We start from the raw sequence: 19,181 nt of genomic DNA on the forward strand, positions 1-19,181 counted from the left end.
AGGGAGTCAACAAAATAACAAATCGACAGGCAGGGAGGCATGATGCGAACGCGGCGCTTGGGACAGGTTCTGGCGGTGGCCCTGCTGGCCACGGCGGCACAGGCCGAAGCGCCGTCACCGGACGCGTTCAAAACGCCGCCAGCGGACGCCCGACCGGACGCGCTCTATTTCTGGATGAACGGCAATGTAACGCGCGAAGGGCTCGATGCCGATCTGAAAGCCATGAAGGATATCGGTCTTGGCGGGGTGATGGTCTTCGATGGCTCCGACGATATCCCGAAAGGTCCGGTCGATTATCTTAGCCCGCAGTGGCTCGACCTGATGACCCACATGATGACAGAAGGACAGACGCTGGGTCTCAGGGTCGGGATGCACAATGCCCCCGGCTGGTCATCCAGCGGGGGGCCGTGGATCGCGCCGGCGCAATCGATGCAGCAGATCGTGTGGACCGAAACCACGGTCAGTGGCGGGGGATCAGTGACCGTGGATTTGCTGCAACCCTATACGAAAGAGGGCTATTACCGCGACGCGGCGATCATCGCTTTTCCGGCGTCGGACGGTGACGATAGCCGGTTCACGGCGCATATCAAGGAAGCAAGGGTGGGCCCGGTCGCGGTCGATGCGGCGCGCCTGACCGACCGCGATGCGGCGACGGCCTATGAGCTCGGACCCGATGCGCCGCTGATGTTCGAGATGCGCGAACCCTTTGCCGCTCAGGCCCTGACCGTCTATGGCGGCGAAGGGCAGGGGTCGTTCACCGTCACGCTCGAAGTCTCCGACGATGGCCGGACGTGGCGCAGTGTCGGCAAGGCCAGTGTCGGGCCGGAGCGCGGCATCGCGCCGCCGGGGATTGCGAACTTCGCCCCTGTCAGCGCGCGGTTTTTCCGCCTGAGCGCGCGCGCGAAGGTCCGGCTGGCCGATGCCCTGCTGCACGCGACCCCGCGCATCGCCGATTGGGACATCAAGGGCGAGCACTATTTCCGTATGTGGCCCGGGACCGAGCGCCCCGCCACCGATCCGCTGACGGCCTATGCCATCGACCCGAAATCGGTGATCGATCTGACGGCCCTGACCGATAAGGGCCGCCTGACATGGCAAGCGCCTAAGGGCCGCTGGACGATCCTGCGCTTCGGCCATACCTCGACCGGCAAGCGTAATGTCGCGGCGTCGGACTCTGGTCGCGGGCTGGAGGTCGACAAGTTCGATGCCGCCGCCGTCGATCATCAGTTTCAGTCGAGCGTCGGGCGGGTCATCGCCGCCGCCGGGCCGCTGGCCGGGTCGGTATTCGACAAGATCGAGATCGATTCCTACGAGGCCGGTTTGCAGAACTGGACGGCCAAATTGCCGGAAGCGTTCAAAGCCCACGCCGGTTACGACATCCTGCCGTGGCTGCCCGCCCTGACCGGGCGGATCGTCGGGGATACCGAGGCGTCCGACCGCTTCCTGTTCGACTTCCGCCGCACCCTGTCCGATCTGATGGTCGTCAACTATTACGAACGGATGCAGGGTCATGCCAACCGCGCGGGCCTGAAATTCTACATGGAAGGCTACGGGCCGGGACCGTTCGACGAGCTGACGGCGTCGGGCCGCGTCGAGGTGCCGATGACCGAGTTCTGGACGCGGACGCCGTGGACCGACAATCGCACCGTCAAGATGGTCGCCTCCGCCGCCCACATCTACGGCAAGCCGGTGGTCGCCGCCGAAGCCTTTACCGGCGAGTCCCAGACCAGCCGCTGGATGGACTATCCCTATGCCATGAAGGCGCTGGGCGATGTGATGTTCACCCAGGGCGTCAATGCGCTGTTTTTCCATCGCTATGCCCATCAGCCGAATCCGAACGCCGCGCCCGGCATGACCATGGGGCCGTGGGGCATCAATCTGGACCGCACCAATACCTGGTTCAGGGACGCAAAGCCGTGGATCGACTATCTCAGCCGGACACAGTACCTGCTGCGGCAGGGTCAGCCGTCGGCGGATATCCTCTTCATGGTGGGGGAAAACAGCCCCAGCGGCGCCAGCTATGCCCGTCCGGACACCAATCCCGACTCCAATCCGCGCATCGGTCAGTACTTCACCCCCGCCATCCCCGAAGGCTACGATTTCGACTACGTCAATGCCGAGGTGCTGTTGACGCGGACGACCATCGAAGACGGACGGATCGTTCTGCCCGAAGGGACCGCCTACCGGGTTCTGGTCCTGCCCGACACCCTGACGCGCTTGACGCCGGAGCTGACGGCGCGGTTACGGGTGATGGTGGCGCAGGGCCTGGTCCTGCTGGCCCCGCGTCCTGTTGCGTCGCTGGGGCGGCACGACGCGACGACCGAGGCGCAGTTCATTGCCGACCGTGACGACCTGTGGGGCGACGGGCAGGCGATGCGCGTTGTGGGCAAGGGCCGCGTCTATCCGTCTGGGCCAATCCGACCGGTGCTGGAGGATATCGGGCTGGGCGAAGATGTGCGCTGCCGCACCGTAAGTCCGGACGGTCAGGTGCGCTGGACGCACCGCAAGCTGTCGGACGGCGAGCTTTATTTTGTCGTCAATCGACAACGCCGGTCGGAAACGGTGGTTTGCGATTTCCGTGTCGCGGGCACGCCGGAATTCTGGGATGCCGAAACGGGGACCGTTACCCGGCCTGCGGTGTTTACGCATCGCGACGGACGCACTCAGGTAACGATCGACTTCGCTCCGGCGGGTTCGGTCTTTGTGCGCTTTGCAAAGGACGCAACACCCGGCGTCGCCTGGGTTGAAAAGGATGGGCAGCGCGTCACGACGACCGATTTGCCGATGATCAAGCGCCCGTCCACGCCGGTAAACAGCTTTACCCTGTCGCTGTGGGCCAAGCCCGATATCGACCTGCGCGTCATGCCGACGCAGGAAGCGAAAGGTCGCATCAATGAAACGGGCAAGAACTTCCTGATCACGGCGCGGTCGGGTGCCGACCTGTACGGCGAAGGCCATGCCGTGGCGGGGCTGGCGGTCGGGCGTAACGGCGCTTTCGTCATCGAGCGCGTTTCGGCGAAGGCGGTTCCGGCTGTGCTGGTGTCGGACCGGCCCATCGCCGGGTGGACGCATTTTGCGCTGGTTTATCGGGACGGCGTGCCGAGCCTTTATGTCGATGGCAAGCTGACGCAAACAGGCGTGAAGACCGGCCACACCGTCCATGCCGGGGGTTCGGACGCCCCGCATCCCAACGGCGTCACCTACTTTTTCGAGGGCGAGGCGACGCCGCTGGAGACCATCGACCGCGCCTTGTCGGATGCTGAAATCGCGGCCATGGCGGCGAAAGGGATGCCTGTGCCGTCGCTCAACACACCCGCCATAACCCTGACGCGCGGCGATGCGGCATTGAAAGCGGTGGTCTGGCAAAGCGGGCGCTATCGTCTGAGCAGCGGGCAGGGGTTCATCACCCAACTGCCCGTGCCGGTCACGCTCGACGGGCCGTGGCGGGTAGCGTTCGAAAAGGATCGCGGCGCGCCGGACGCGGTGACACTCGACCGGCTGATCTCGCTTAGCCGTCACGCCGACGACAGCGTGCGGTATTTTTCCGGCTCGGCGACCTATAGCCGCCGGTTTAGCGCGCCCCGTCCGAAGTCCGGTCAGCGGGTGTGGCTCGATCTGGGTCGCGTCGAGGTGGCGGCGCGGATCAGGCTCAATGGCCGCGACCTCGGCACGGTATGGAAGCCGCCCTATCGCGTCGATATCACCGACGCCCTGCGCCCCGGCGACAATGAGCTGGAGGTCGCGGTGACCAGCCTGTGGCCCAACCGCATGATCGGCGATGCCGCCAAGCCTGAGCCCTACGATTATGTCGACGGCGACTGGACCATCGGCGAAATCCCGAAGCCGGGCGGCGGCTATGCGGCGGTCAAGGCGCGCAAGCTAACCCAGCTGCCCGACTGGTATAAACGCGGCGAGGCCGCGCCGAAGGATCGCGTGACCTTCTCGACCTGGACGTTTTTCCGCGCGGACGAGCCGTTGCTCGACTCCGGGCTTCTGGGGCCGGTGCGCCTCGTCGTGTCGCAAGAGGTGACTGTGAAATGATGAACCGCCGCCACCTGATCGCGGGCGTGTCCGCCTGTGTGCTGCCGGGCTGTGCCACAGTGAGCGCCCCAACCGACCCCGTCGCGCCCTACCGGACGCCGTACAAATATGGCAAGCTGATCCTCGGAGGCACGGGCCGCAAGGGCGATTTCGACGAAAAGGCCGTCGATTGTCCCTTCGTCTTTTCGCATGAGGGCCGGTTTTACCTGACCTATGTCGGTTTCGACGGCACCGGCTATCAGACAGGTATCTGCGTGTCGTACGACCTGATCCACTGGGAGCGCAAGGGGCTTATTCTGGCGCGCGATCCTGCCGATCCGGTGACGCGCTTCAATGTCGCCAGCGCCTCGATCCTGCGCGAGAACGGCCTGCAAACGCCGGGCAGGCTCCTGAAAGTCAACGGCGAATACGTTTGTGCGTGGCACGCCTATCCATCGCCGGGCTACGAAGAAGGCCCGGCGGTGATCGGTCTGGCGTTTTCGAAAGACCTGTTCAGCTGGCGACGCGACGTCCCGATCCTGACGGTCGAAGGGGCGGCGGACTGGGAAAAGGGCGGTCTCTATAAGCCTTACCTGATCAAGCACGGCGACACCTTTATCCTCTATTACAACGCCAAAACCGCCGACAAGCGCTGGAAAGAGCAGACGGGGTTTGCCACCTCGACGGATCTGAAGCACTGGACGCGCTTTGAGGGCAATCCGATCCTTCGCAACGGCCCGGCGGGGTCGCCCGACGCGCGGTTTGCCTCGGACCCGGTGGTGGTGCAGCATCGCGGCCAGTGGGGCCTGTTCTATTTCGGGCTGGCGCAGGACGGCAAGGCGCGCGAACTGCTGGCGTTGGGCGATACGCCGACGGCCTTCACCAAGGTGCCGGAGGTGCTGATCGATGTCGGGGCGCCGGGGGCGGTGGACGACGCCTATGCGCACAAGCCGGCGGTCATTTACCACAAGGGCGACCTGTACCATTTCTACTGCGCCACCGGCGGCAAGTGGCCGAACGATGTGCGCGGCATATCGGTGGCCCGGTCGCGCCCGTGGTAGCTATTTAATCTGAACCACCGCAACACCATGCGCAGGCAGTTGTCCATCGCGGAGGTCGCCGGTCACCGCCGTTGCACCGTCCCGCAAGGGCAGGGGCGTTGCCGTCTTGCCGTGATTGATGACGATCAGCACGCGCTTGCCTGCGCCGCTGCGTTGCATGACTTCGATATCGGGCGAGAGGCCGGACAAAACGGGTTCGATTTTGGCGTCGGACAACCAACGGTCGGCCAGCCGCCCCATCGTCGCCTCATCGAGCCATGCGCCGACATAGGTGATGCGGCCCTTACCCACCTTGCGCGTGACCACCGCCGCCTTGCCGTCGAGCCAGCCGTCCGGGTCGGCATAGGTCGCCACGACCTCGGTCCCCGGTTCCGGCGTTAGCCACTCGGCCCAGATCGACACCTTGCCGTCGCCATAAGCCCCCCTGACGCCGATGGCCTGATCGAGGGCGAAATATTGCTCGACCTTCGCCTTCAGGACGCCGCGCAGGGGCCCCGGCTGGGCGTCCGGCCACAGGGCATTGGCGTCGTCCTTCATGCCCGAACGCGGTCCGAGGACCAGATGCCCGCCCGCCTCGACATAGGCTTTCAGGTGATCGGCCTCGGCCTGCGACATCACATTGAGGTTCGGCGCGACCACCAGCGAGTAGGCCGAGAGGTTGGCGTCGGTGGGAAGTACATGCACACCCTGAGCCTTCACGCGCAACGGTTTGTAAAAGCTGAGGAAGGCCTTGACCGGATCGAAGTCCTTATGGTGCGGCTGAAGCGCGATGGCCCAGCGGCTGTCGTAGGACCACAGCAGCGCGACCTTAGCCACCGGCACCGTATCGGCTAAGGCTGCCGAGGCGGCGGTGATCTCCTTGCCGGTTTGTGCGACTTCCGGGAAGAAGACCGTCGGCAGCCCGTCCTGCCCCATCAGCGCGCCGTGATAGGTTTCCTGCCCGTTGCGCGCCGGACGCCACTGCCAGTAGACGACCGCATCGCCGCCGTGGCCGATGGCCTGCCAGGCCATTTCGCGCATCTGACCGGGGTCGAGGGCGCGATTGACCGAGACCCAGTCGACGCGGCCCTGCGTCTCCATCAGCCAGAAGTTCTGCTGCTTGTAGCCATGCACCAGATCGTGGTTGGTCCCGTTGGCCACCCAGTCTGGCCGACCGTCGGGGATATAGTTGTCCCAGGCGGCGATATCGACGACCTTATGCAGGTCGTAGTGATCGAACCCGGCATTCCAGAACATGGTGTTGGTGGTGATGAAGGCGCGAGGATCGAGATGCGGCCTCAGGGCATCGACCTGATTTTTGATATAGGCGGTCCAGGTGTCGGTAGCGAAGTGCTTGAAATCGAGCAGCAGGCCGGGATTCTGCTGACCCGTCATGCGCAGCGGCACCTGATCGAAGCTGTTGTAGAACTGGCTCCAGTACTGCGTCGTCCAGCGCGCGTTCAACGTGTCGATAGTGCCGTACCGATTTTCTAGAAACCTGTGCCACGCGGTGACCGAGGCCGGATCGAAGGACGGCGGTCCGATCTCGTTGTCGATCTGCCAGCCGACAACGTGAGGGTTTTTGCCGTAGCGTCTGGCCATTTCCGAGGCGATCTTTGCCGACAGTTCGCGGTATTTCGGGCTGGCGAAGGAGAAGTGCCGCCGCCCGCCGTGACCGGCCACCGTGCCGTTTTCGTCGACACGCAGCACCTCAGGGTATTTTTGCGTCAGCCACGCCGGCGGGGCGGCGGTCGGCGTCCCCAGTACGACCATCATGCCGTGTTTCACGGCGTGGTCGATGGCGGCATCGAGCCACGCAAAGTCGTAGCGCCCTTCTTCGGGCTCCATCCGCGACCAGGCGAATTCACCGATCCGCACGACGTTGAATCCCGCGCGTTTCATCCGCGTCAGGTCGGCATCCCACTCGGCCTCCGGCCATTGTTCCGGGTACCACGCCGTCCCGAAGGCCAGCGGCGGCTTATCGGCAAAGCGCGTCGCCCGCGCGACGGGGGTGTTCTGCGCGGTCGCGTGACCGGCCATGGCGACGGACAGAAGAACAGCGAGCAGGATCGGGCGATACAACATGGAGGTCCCTGTAGATTTTTTTCGTTTATCAGCGAATTTCGCTGCCGTCCGGCAGGCAATATGCTATTCAGAACAGAATACGTCATACGAATAAGCGGAGCAAGCGACTCCGCACAGAGGAAATCGCCATGCCACATAGCCGACCCTTTGGGGGCGCTGCGACGCGCCGCTGCTTTATCTGCGGCACGATCGGGGCCGCCGCAGCCGTCACTACGGCGACGCTGAGCGGCCCGACGCTGGCCGCCATTGCGCCGGGTCGCGAAAAGATGCGCGAATTTCCCTACGGCGCGGTGCGGCTCACCGACGGACCGATCAAGGATCAGTTCGACCATATCCACGCCCACTATCTGGCGCTCGACAATGACCGGGTGCTTAAGGTCTTCCGCGAGCACGCCGGACTGCCCGCACCGGGCCGCGACATGGGTGGCTGGTACGACAAGACGGGATTCGTGCCCGGCCTGACGCTGGGGCAATATATCTCCGGGTTGGCGCGTCTGGGGGCGGCGACGAACGATCCCGCCTGCCACGCCAAGGTCGCCGCTCTGGTCAAGGGCTTCGGCGAGGTGCTGCGCGCCACCGACAATCCCTACCCGGGGCCGAACGCCGAAAAGATGTGGCCGGCCTATGTGATGGACAAATATATCGTCGGGCTGGTCGATGCCTACCGCCTGTCGGGTGTCGAGGAGGCAAAAACCCTGCTGCCGGTGGTGGTGGACAAATGCCTGCCCTTTATCTCTCCGGTGTCTAAGGACCGCATCGGCAAGAAGGAGCCGCCTTATGATGAGACCTACGTCCTGTCGGAAAACCTGTTCCACGTCGCCGACATCACGGGTGATGCGAAATACCGGGCGCTGGCCGTTCACTACCTGCTGAATAAGGAGTGGTTCGACCCGCTGGCCGCCGGTCAGGACGTCCTGCCGACGAAACACGCCTACAGCCACACCATCGCCCTGTCGTCGGGCGGGCAGGCCTATCTGCAACTGGGCGACGACAAGTACAAAAAAGCCCTGATCAATGCGTGGACCTATATGGAACCGCAGCGCTTCGCCTCCGGCGGCTGGGGGCCTGAGGAGCAGTTCGTCGAGCACGGCAAGGGGGCGCTGGCGGCCAGTCTGCAAAATTCGACCGCGCATTTCGAGACGCCGTGCGGCGCCTTTGCCGACCTCAAGCTGGCGCGCTACCTGATCCGCCTGACGGGCGAGCCGGTTTATGGCGACGGGCTGGAGCGGACGCTGTACAACACCATGCTGGCGACGCGCCGCCCCGACTCCGACGGCGACTATCCCTACTATTCCAACTATGGCGCGCGCGCCGACAAGCAGTATTACAAGAAGAAATGGCCGTGCTGTTCCGGGACGCTGGTGCAGGGCGTGGCCGACTATGTGCTGAACGTCTATTTCCACGACGATGAGGCGCTGCTGGTCAATATGTTCGTCCCCTCGACGGTCAGCTGGGCGCGCCCCGGTGGCGAGGTGCAGCTTGAGCAGGTCACCACCTATCCGGCGGGCGATACGACGCGGCTCAGGGTCGTCAGGGCGGGCAATGGCCGCTTTGCGGTAAAACTGCGTATCCCCGCCTGGACGAAGGGCGCGAAACTCACGGTCAATGGCGTATCCGTGGCCACGACGCCCGGACAACTGGCGACGATTTCGCGCACATGGAAAGCGGGCGATGTGATCGACCTCAGCCTGCCGCAACCGGTGCGTACCGTGGCCATCGATCCGGAAAACCCGAACCTGCGCGCCGTCATGCGCGGGCCGGTCCTTTATGCGGGGCTCAACCCGTGGGAGGGGCTGGAGTCCGAAACCTTCGCCCTGCCGCAGGCGCTGAAACCGGTCGCCGGTCAGGCCGATGCCCTGACACTGAACAGCCATGGCCGCGATCTGGTCTTCGTGCCCTATTACCGGATCGATACTGAAACCTACCACACCTATTTCCGGACGGCCTGAGCATGTGGTCACGTCGCACCGTCATGGTTTCCGCTGCCGCGTCTCTGGCCCTCAGCAACGCTGCCTTTGCCGCGCCTGCGTCGGTCGAACGCTGGGGCGTCTATGAGATCGCACTGAAAGGGCCGCAAACGGGCAATCCGTTCGATGAGGTGACCCTGTCCGCCGTCTTCGTGTCGGGCGCCAGACGCGTGGTGGTGCCGGGTTTTTACGACGGCGAGGGCGTCTATCGGGTCCGCTTCAGCCCGCCGGAGACCGGCGGATGGTCGTGGGCGACGCAGAGCAATATCCGGGCGCTGTCGGGGCAAACGGGTCGCTTTGAGGCGACCGCACCCACAGGACAAAACCACGGTCCGGTGCGGGTGACCAAGGACGGCTACCACTTCGCCTATGCCGACGGGACGCCGTTCCGTCAGATCGGCACGACCTGCTATGCGTGGGCCCAGCAATCGGACGCCAAATGCGCCGAGACCCTGACGACGCTTTCGACCTCGCCGTTTAACAAGCTGCGCATGTGCATCTTCCCGAACGTGACCGCTGAAAGCATCGATCCGTTCGTGCGCACCGGTTCGGGCGACCGAGACTGGGATGCCAAACGCTTCGACCCGGCCTTTTTCCGTCGCTACGAAGACCGCATCCGGCGGCTGGGGGCCTTGGGGATCGAGGCCGATATCATCCTGTTTCACCCCTACAACAAGGCGCGTGGCTTTTCGAACATGAGCCGCGCCGACGACGAGCGCTATATCCGTTACGTCAGCGCGCGGTTTTCGGCCTATCGCAACGTCTGGTGGGCGATGGGCAACGAGTATGACGGCATCAAGACCAAGGTCATGGATGACTGGGACCACCTGTTTCAGGTCTTGCAGGCCGCCGATCCGCACGACCGGCTGCGCTCGATTCACAATATCAACGTCTATTACGACCACCGCAAACCATGGATCACCCACGCCAGTTTCCAGAATGGCTCGGCGGTGCTCGACGACGCCCGCGCCCAGCCCTACCGCAACTTCGCCCAGAAGGCGGTCATCTTCGATGAGGTCTGCTACGAGGGCAATTCGGTCAAGCGCTGGGGTAATCTGACAGGTGAGCAACTGGTGATGCGTTTCTGGTGGGGGACGATCGCCGGGACCTATGTCGGCCACAGCGAGGCCTATTCGGAGCCCGGCAGGACCGACGGCTCATGGCTGGGGCAGGGCGGCAAACTAATCGGGACCAGCCCGCCACGGCTGGCGTTTCTGAAGACTATCCTCGATACCGCGCCGACGCCGGGGATAGAACCGATCGAGACGTGGTACGACAAGCATATGGGCGGCAAGCCGTTCGAATATTATCTGCGCTATTTCGGTGCGGCGGAACCGACCGAGTGGGTGTTCGAACTGCCCGGGCGCAAGGACGATCCCAAGAACACCTACCGCGTCGATATCATCGATACCTGGAACATGACGATCACGCCGGTCGAAGGTGTGTTCACGATGGACATCAAGGACGCCTACAGCTTCCACGATCCGAAGCGACCGGTGGTGACGCTGCCGGGGAAGAAATGGATCGCGCTGCGCATCACGCGCGTCACCGGCAAGGATGGGGTGTGGACCAATCCGGATCTGGATTGATTAGCACGTAACGTCTTACGCCTCCCTAGCTTGCTGGGGAGGGGACCGCTTTGCAAAGCAAAGGGGTGGTGGGGTATCTTGCGGAGGATCAACGGCCACTGTCGCAAGAAAGCAAGAACCACCACCACCACATCTCGCCATTTCATGGCTCGTGCGGTCCCCCTCCCCATCAAAGATGGGGAGGTATGAGAAAGATTCCCCTAGCAGTTACTTCGGAATCCAGCCGGTGTCGCCCTTGAAGAAGGCCGCCAGTCGCCAAGTTTGCGCCTGTTCGGCGGTCAGCTGGTACGAGAATATCTGCCGCGTGTTCGGCGACGCGCCGGGGCCGGTGGAATTGTATTCGGCGTAATAGGCGGTGTGGAGGGTCTTTGAGCGATCGGGATACCATTCGCGCCAGCCGGACTTGTCGACCGGCGCGTCTATCTGCGTATCGAGAAAGATGACCCGGGCATAGGGCCGCCACGCCCGGCCCAGCCAGACATTGCCCTTGGCCCCTTCATAGGCTGTCAGGCGGCAATGGTCGAAGACGAAGGCGCTGTCCTCGTCGCGGCTGTTGCGGCTCTGGGCGGTGTACATGATCGTTGGGCGCTCGATGCCGTGGATCTGGCAACGGTCGAAATAGGCCTTGGCATTGCCGAAGATGAAATCGACATGGCCCTCGATATAGCAGTCGCGGAAATAGTGGCGGACGACCTTCCCCTCGGGATGCGCCAGATAGAGCGTGTCCTGCGCCCCCAGAATACGCACGCGGATAAACACCGCACGGTCACCGGTCACCGCCAGCGCCACGGCCTGCGAATTGGGCTTGCCGGACCTGGTCCAGTCGTTGTCGAAGGTCAGGTTTTCGGCATAGAAATCATCGGCGGCCACGTAGGTCGAGGGCGTATTGTAAGTATTGCCCACATTGATCGAACTGTCGCCCCAGACCAGCACCACGTCTTCGGGCTTCATACCCTTTCCGATAAAACGCACATGCGGTTTGTCCACCCGCAGCTTTTCACGATAGGTGCCGGGCGCAATGAGCAGGTCGCCACCCTCGGCGGGCAGGGCGTCGAGCGCCGCCTGAACGGTGGCATAGGCCCCGGCCTCGGTCTTTGAGACGTGTAGTTCGACCGCCCACGCCGGGACAGCGCAGGCAATAAGCACAAGGCTGGCGAACAACCGTTTCATGCGCCGGTCCAGACCTGACCGTTGATGGTGACCCCGGTCGCCTTGACCTGCGCGTATTCAAGCCGGTTACCCTTGGCCACGCCGCGGAAGGTGCAATTGCTGAGCGCGATCGAATCCACCGGCAGGTCGGCATAGCCGCGCACGTCCAGCGCATAGAGGCTTTTTTCGCACACCACATTGTCCATGACGATGCCGCCGACGCGGCGGGGATAGAACTTGCCGTTCGCCCCTTCGCCATAATAGAGGCTGACCTCCAGCACGCCCTCGGCCACCTGATCGACCTTCACATCGCGGAAGACGACGTTTTCGATATAGCCGCCGCGGAAGGAATTGGTCTTCAGGCGCAGGGCGCGCAGAAGCTCCGGCCCGCCCATGTGACAGTCGCGCACATAGACGTTGCGGATGCCGCCCGAGGCCTCGCTGCCCAGCGACACGCCCCCGTGGCCGTCCTTCATCTGGCAGTTGCGCACGATGATGTTCTCGGAAGGGACATTGACGCGGCGGCCGTCGAAATTGCGCCCGCTCTTGATGGCGATACAGTCGTCGCCGCAGATGAATTCGCAGCCTTCGATCAGCACGTCGCGGCACGATTCCGGGTCGCAGCCGTCATTGTTCGGCCCCAGACTGTCGATGCGCAGATTGCGGACGATGACGTTCTGCGAAAGGACCGGGTGGACGATCCACATCGGTGAACCCTTGATGGCTACGCCCTCGATCAGCACGTTTTTGCAATTATAGGGCTGGATGAAGTTCGGGCGCAGATAATGGCCGTCGCCGAAGACGCGCTCGGCGACCGGAACGCCTTTTTCGGCCAGGGCGTGCAGACGGTCGATGGCCGCCTTGCGTGGGGTCATGATGGCCGTGTCCTTGCGCGTGACCCAGTTCCACCAGGTCTGGTCCGTCGCCTGACCGTCCAGCGTGCCTTCGCCGGTAATGGCGATGTCCGTCTGGCCGTAGGCATAGACCAGTGGCGAATAATTCATCAGTTCTTCGCCCTCGAACCGCGTCGCGACCGGCGGATAGTCTTTCGGCTCGGTCGAGAATTTCAGGGTCGCGTCCTTAGAGACGTGCAGATTGACCTTGCTTTTCAGGTGAATGGGACCGGTCGGCCAGACCCCCGCCGGGACCACGACACGCCCGCCGCCCGCCTTGGCGCAGGCGTCGATGGCCTGTGCGAGCGCCGCCGAGGTTTTTGCCTGATCGCTTTGCGACGCGCCGAAACGGGTGATGTCGAAATCGCGTTTGGGAAATACGGGGGCCTTGATGCGTTTCAATATGGCCTCGGCGGGCGCCCAGTTATCGGCCGCCTGAGCGGGCAGGCCGAGGCTGACGGTCAGAAAACCAGCGCCCGCGGTGGCAAGCCATCCGCGGCGTGACAGATAGGAGGCAGGAATAGTCATGGCGAAAGCTCCCGGACGCACAGGCTTCAGGCCTGCATTTTTATAAGATGTATTATCTTTATAGCGGGTCGTCGGGAACGCCAAGCCTGAATGTTGAAAAGGCGTTTTTGAATTTGAAAAAAATCGAAAATTGTTTCTTCTATAAATGTGAAATATTGCCGCGTCGCAATGAAAATTGAGATGTTAAATCTTAACGATACAAATTTGTATTGCAAAAAAATCGTTCAAAAATAGATATTAAGTGATTTTCAAACTCAAAAATGCAGGGGTTCGCGCCGCAAAACGATAACGAAAAAATTCGAAAAAAATAGATATTGATGGGTGATGGAAACTGATTTACGATAACGCTACCTGACACCGGTGTCATAAACGCCGCGAAGGTCGGAATTAAGACAGGGCCGTCAACGAACGGTCCGAGGAAACGCAATCTGTTATCAGGAGAGGGTATTATGGTTGGTAAGCATCTCGCTTTGAGTCCGTCTTTTCGCGCGCGTCTGAAAGCCGGCATTTCGGCGGGCGTTCTCATGGCCGCCGGTCTGGCCGCCATGGGGGTTCACGCACAGGAGGCCAAGCCGGACACCGATGTCACCGAGGTCGTCGTCAAGGGCTATCGCTCCAGTCTGGCCAAGGCGCTGAGCATCAAACGCAATTCGACCGGTGTGGTCGACTCGATCATCGCCGAGGACATCGCCAAGTTCCCGGACAACAATCTGGCTGAATCGATCCAGCGCGTACCGGGTGTCTCGATTTCGCGCGATCAGGGCGAAGGCCGCTCTCTGTCGGTGCGTGGCCTGGGGCCTGACTTCACGCGTGTTCAGATCAACGGCATGGAATCTCAGGCCTCGACCGACGGTCTGGCGGGCGGCACCAATCGTGGGCGCGGCTTCGACTTCAACGTCTTTGCCTCGGAACTATTCAGCCGCATCGACGTCAACAAGACCGCCTCGGCGCGCCTGCCCGAAGGATCGCTGGGGGCGACCGTCGATCTCTATACCGGCCATCCGTTCGACTATAAGGGCATGAAGGCCGCCGCCTCGGGCCAGATGAGCTATAACGACCAGAGCGGTCGCCGCGGCTACCGCACGGCGCTCCTGTGGTCGAACACCTTCGCCGACGACACGCTGGGCGTGCTCGTTTCCGCCGCCTATTCGACCAACCCCATCGATTTTCAGCAGTCCAATTCGGGTAACTGGAATCAGGGCAATGGGGACGGCGGTTTCTGCAAGCCGACGACGGGCACCGGCGGTCTGTGCGATGTCCCGGCGTCAGAGCTGGCGGCCTATACGGCCCTGTATAACAAGGCGATGTTGCCCACGACCTACAATCCGCGCTTCTATCGTTACGTCCACACCAAGGGCGATGTCGAGCGTCTGGGCCTGACCGGCAGCCTGCAATGGAAACCGTCCGACGCCACCACCTTCACCGCCGACCTGCTCTATTCGCAGTTCGAGACGCGGCAGGACAACTATACGATGGAGCCGATCGGCTTCAGCCGCGGCGCCTCGCAGGGCGGCAAGCCGGAAACCCTCGTCCGCGCGCTGGAACTGGATAGCAATAATACTGCGGTTTACGGCGTGTTCGACAATGTCGACATGCGCTCCGAGCACAATCTCGACGAATTCACCACGCGCTTTACGCAAGTCACCCTGAGGGCCGAGCACGATTTCAGCGATCGTCTGCACTTCGACGGGATGATCGGCTGGTCGCTGTCGGATTTCGACAACTATCTCGATCTGGCAACCCAGATCGACCGCTTCAATGTCGACGGCTATTCCTTCGATATCCGTTCGACCGGGCAGGCGCACCCGTCGATCAATTACGGCTTCGACGTAACCAATCCCGGTAACTGGTATTTCGGGCCGCGTGTTACGCAGCCGGGCGGTACGGGGTCGACCGGTCCGGAAATCCGTCTGCGCCCGAACTACACCGATAACGAATACAAGCTGGCGCGCGGTGGCTTCGTCTATAAGCTGGGCGACGAGCTGAATTTCCATTTCGGCGCCGAATGGAAGGAATATTATTTCGAAGCCGTGGCCTATCGTTACGCATCTGGCGAAGCCGACTGGCCGGCCTATACCGGCAATATGGCCGACATCACCCAGCAATTCTGCGGCCTCGACGACTTCAACCCGCCATCGCCCTCGCCCAAATGCTGGACCGTGCCGAACATCGACGCCTATATCTCGAAGTTCGGCATCCTGTCCGGCGCCGGTCGGGCGACCATCTCCGAGACCGTTGCGGCCGCGCGTGGCGATAACCGCAGCGTGACCGAACGCGACACCTCGGTCTATGCCATGCTCGACTTCAACGTCGATATCAACGGCATGCGTCTGCGCGGCGATATGGGTGTCCGTCAGGTCCGCACAGAGCAGAAGTCCAACTTCTACACCAATGTGCCAACGACGGTTAACCCGAGCGGTTTCGTCTATACGACGGTCGAACGGTCCTATGACGATTTCCTGCCGTCGATGAACTTCATCCTTGAGCCGACGTCCCGGACGGCGGTGCGCTTCAGCGCCGCCCGCGTCATGGTCCGTCCGCCTCTGGTCAATATTGCGGCGGCGACGTCGGTGTCGGTGGCGGGCGGTTCGCGGACCGTTTCGACCGGTAACCCCAATCTGACGCCGTACCGCGCCAATACGGCGGACCTGTCGTTCGAATGGTATCCGAATTCCGGCTCGATCCTGTCGGTCGGGTTCTTCTACAAGGATATCAAGACCTATATCCAGAGCGTGACGCGTATCGCGCCCTATTCGTCGACCGGTCTGCCGGATAGCCTGATCGCCAATACCGGGGTCGCCGCCAGCGACGATTTCGCCATTTCCAATGTTATCAACACGCCGGGTGGGCCGCTGAAAGGGTTCGAGATCAACTACCAGCAGCCGTTCACCTTCCTGCCGGGTATCCTCAGTAATTTTGGCACCCTGCTGAACTATACCTATGTCGATAGTCAGATCGACTATTTCACTTCGACGGCGGTCGGGGCGACCACGGTGACGGCGGACCTGCTCAACCTGTCGAAAAAGGCCTACAACGCGACGCTCTACTATGAAAAAGGTCCGTTCCAGGCCCGCGTCTCGATGAACTATCGTGACCGTTATCTGCGTGCGGTGCCGGGGCCGTTCAATATGGACGTGTCGGGGATCAATGCGGCTACCTATTACGACGCCTCGATGAGTTATCAGGTCACCGACCGCGTCTCGGTCAGCCTCGAAGCGCTCAATTTCGGCAACGAACCACACGTCAGCTGGGTCGATTCCAAGGCCCAGCGCGTCGAGGATTATCGCGAAGGCGGGCGGCAATTCTATCTGGGCGTTCGGTACAACTACTAAGTGCCGGACTCTGTATGCCTTCCGCATCGGGTCGCTTCCCTCCCTGATGCGGTTCACGACCCGACTCCCCGTTTGTGACAGTCGGTAAACTTGGACGCCGGTTTCCCATGGTGGGGACCGGCGTTCCTTTCGTTTTGACGGGAAGCCGGGCCAATGCCAGATTATTCAAAACAGAGGGAACACCATGACAGGGCAATATCCAACACGCCGGCATGTCATTGCCGGGGTCAGCACGGCGGCTTTGACCGTGGCCGCCAGCCGTGCGACGGCTGCCGCCCTGCCGTACAAGAATGCGGCGCTACCGGTCGAACAGCGCGTCGCGGACCTGCTGGGGTGGATGACGCTTGAGGAAAAGGTCGCTCAGATGCAGTGCGTCTGGCTGCACAAGGATCGCATTCAGACCGCAGGCGGAGATTTCGATGCGTCGCAAGCGTCTCAGGCCTACCCGAACGGGCTGGGGATGATCGCCCGTCCCTCTGACCGCAAGGGCGTCAAGAACACGAATGCCGGGGCCGATGCGGGCATGGCCAACCGCAATGCCTTCGAGACCGCGACCTATACCAATGCCGCGCAAAAATGGGCCGTCGAACAGACGCGGCTTGGTATCCCTCTGTTCCTGCACGAGGAAAGCCTGCACGGCTACACGGCGCGCGACGCGACCTGCTTCCCACAGGCGATTGCACTGGCCTCCAGCTTCGATCCGGCGCTGGTCGAGCGCGTCTTTTCGGTCTGTGCGAAGGAAATGCGGGCGAGAGGCGCCAATCTGGCGCTGGCACCGGTGGTCGATGTCTGCCGCGACCCGCGCTGGGGCCGGGTCGAGGAAACCTATGGCGAAGACACGCACCTGATGGGCGTAATGGGCAAGGCGGCGGTAACCGGTTTTTCCGGCACCGAGCGTAAGCTGGCCAAAGACAAGGTCTTCGCCACGCTCAAGCACATGACCGGTCACGGCCAGCCCGAGCGCGGCATCAATACCGCCCCGGCCCAGATTTCGGAGCGTGTGCTGCGCGAGGTCTTCTTTCCGCCGTTCGAGAAGATCGTCAAAGAAACGCCGATCGCGGCGGTCATGCCGTCCTATAACGAGATCGACGGCATACCGTCGCACGCCAATAAATGGTTGCTGACGACGATCCTGCGCAAGGAATGGGGCTTCAAAGGCGTCACCGTGTCCGACTATTTCGCGCTGAAGGAAATGCAGACGCGGCACCGCCTCGTGCCCGACCTGACCGAGGCGGCTTACCGGGCCGTCAAGGCGGGCGTCGATATCGAAACCCCGGACGGCGAGGCTTATCCCAACCTGATCGCCTTGGTGAAGGCGGGCCGGGTGACCGAAGCCGAAATCGACGCTATCGTGCGGCGAATTCTGGAACTGAAATTCCTCGGTGGACTGTTCGAAGCGCCCTATGTCGATGCGAACGCCGCCGATGGTTTGACCGCCACCCCCGACGCCGTGAAGCTGGCGCGCGAGGCGGCGGTACGGTCAGCGGTGCTGCTCAAGAACGACGGCGTCCTGCCGCTCGATGGTAAAAAGGTCGGCAAGCTGCTGTTGCTCGGGACTCATGCGAAGGATACGCCGATCGGGGGATATTCGGACATCCCGCGGCATGTGGTTTCGATCCATGAGGGCCTTGAAAAAGAAGCCAAGGCGCAAGGATTCATCCTCGACTACCGCGAGGCCGTGCGCCTGACCAAGGTGCGCGACTGGGCCGAGGACAAGGTCGAATTCACCGATCCGGCGGTCAATGCGAAGCTCATCGCCGAGGCCGTCGAGGCCGCGAAATCCGCCGATACCATCGTCATGGTGCTGGGCGACAACGAGCAGACCTCGCGCGAAGCCTGGTGGGAGACGCATCTCGGTGACCGCGACTCGCTCGACCTGATCGGGCAGCAGAACGATCTGGCGGCGGCGATTTTCGCGCTGAACAAGCCGACGGTGGTGTTCCTGCTCAACGGGCGGCCGCTGTCGATCAACCTGTTGCAGGATAAGGCCAATGCCATCATCGAGGGCTGGTATTTGGGGCAGGAAACCGGCCACGCCGCCGCCGACCTGCTGTTCGGGCACGCCAATCCGGGCGGTAAGTTGCCGATCTCGATCCCGCGCAGCGTCGGGCAATTGCCGGTCTTCTACAATGCCAAACCGACGGCCAATCGCAACTATCTGGGCGGCGATAATACCCCGCTCTATCCCTTCGGATTCGGCCTGAGCTATACGAGCTTTGCCCTGTCTGCGCCGCGCCTGTCGAAGGCGACGATCAAGGCGACCGACAGCGTGACGGTTTCGGTCGAGTTGACCAATACCGGTAAGGTGGCGGGGGACGAGGTGGTGCAACTCTATATCCGCGACGACGTGTCTTCGGTCACGCGTCCGATCAAAGAGTTGAAAGGCTTCCGGCGCGTGACGCTGACGCCTGGCGCACAGACGATGGTCGAGCTGACCATCACACCGGCGGATCTGCAATTCTACGACACGGACATGAAACGCGTCGTCGAGCCCGGCACCTTCACGATCATGACGGGCGCAAACAGCGTCGATCTAAAGACCGTGACCCTGACCGTCGCCTGAACCGGCAAAAAAAGA

Annotated in this window: 9 protein-coding genes; 6 read left to right on the plus strand and 3 right to left on the minus strand. The window is 62.4% G+C overall.

Translation table 11 applies throughout. The annotated features are described in order from the left end of the window. Positions 1-42: 42 nt before the first annotated feature. Complete coding sequence (locus PQU92_RS12850) at positions 43-4,041, plus strand: glycosyl hydrolase (protein WP_272748623.1); 3,999 nt, start codon at positions 43-45, stop codon at positions 4,039-4,041. Next, on the plus strand, positions 4,038-5,081 hold the full coding sequence (locus tag PQU92_RS12855; RefSeq protein ID WP_272748624.1) for a glycoside hydrolase family protein: 1,044 nt from the start codon (positions 4,038-4,040) through the stop codon (positions 5,079-5,081). Before PQU92_RS12850 ends, PQU92_RS12855 begins: the two co-directional genes overlap by 4 nt. Here the strand turns inward: PQU92_RS12855 and PQU92_RS12860 are convergent, their stop codons facing one another. Next, positions 5,082-7,145: a beta-galactosidase gene (locus tag PQU92_RS12860; protein WP_272748625.1), complete on the minus strand. Its 2,064-nt coding sequence runs from the start codon at positions 7,143-7,145 to the stop codon at positions 5,082-5,084. It lies immediately after the preceding gene. Between the two features lie 128 nt (positions 7,146-7,273). On the opposite strand from PQU92_RS12860, the gene PQU92_RS12865 reads away from it, so the two are divergent. Continuing rightward, positions 7,274-9,094, plus strand: a complete 1,821-nt coding sequence (locus PQU92_RS12865) for a beta-L-arabinofuranosidase domain-containing protein (RefSeq protein WP_272748626.1) — start codon at positions 7,274-7,276, stop codon at positions 9,092-9,094. A 2-nt stretch (positions 9,095-9,096) separates the two neighbouring features. Next, on the plus strand, positions 9,097-10,701 hold the full coding sequence (locus PQU92_RS12870; RefSeq protein ID WP_272748627.1) for a DUF5060 domain-containing protein: 1,605 nt from the start codon (positions 9,097-9,099) through the stop codon (positions 10,699-10,701). Positions 10,702-10,908: 207 nt separating this feature from the next. Here PQU92_RS12870 and PQU92_RS12875 read toward each other — a convergent pair whose 3' ends face one another. Continuing rightward, on the minus strand, positions 10,909-11,871 hold the full coding sequence (locus PQU92_RS12875; RefSeq protein WP_272748629.1) for a pectinesterase family protein: 963 nt from the start codon (positions 11,869-11,871) through the stop codon (positions 10,909-10,911). Then, positions 11,868-13,271 carry a glycoside hydrolase family 28 protein gene (locus PQU92_RS12880; protein WP_272748630.1) on the minus strand — a complete coding sequence of 468 codons (1,404 nt, stop codon included), beginning with the start codon at positions 13,269-13,271 and terminating at the stop codon, positions 11,868-11,870. The genes PQU92_RS12875 and PQU92_RS12880 overlap by 4 nt, the downstream gene beginning before the upstream one ends. 449 nt (positions 13,272-13,720) lie before the next feature. Here PQU92_RS12880 and PQU92_RS12885 point away from each other — a divergent pair, with 449 nt between their 5' ends. Together PQU92_RS12885 and PQU92_RS12890 are read left to right on the plus strand one after the other, a co-directional pair. After that, positions 13,721-16,603 (plus strand): TonB-dependent receptor, encoded by a 2,883-nt coding sequence (locus tag PQU92_RS12885; RefSeq protein ID WP_272748632.1) that lies wholly within the window; start codon positions 13,721-13,723, stop codon positions 16,601-16,603. Positions 16,604-16,787: 184 nt separating this feature from the next. Further along, complete coding sequence (locus PQU92_RS12890) at positions 16,788-19,166, plus strand: glycoside hydrolase family 3 N-terminal domain-containing protein (protein ID WP_272748634.1); 2,379 nt, start codon at positions 16,788-16,790, stop codon at positions 19,164-19,166. Positions 19,167-19,181 lie beyond the last annotated feature (15 nt).

The organism is Asticcacaulis aquaticus (assembly GCF_028550415.1).
GTDB classification, from domain to species: Bacteria; Pseudomonadota; Alphaproteobacteria; order Caulobacterales; family Caulobacteraceae; genus Asticcacaulis; species Asticcacaulis aquaticus.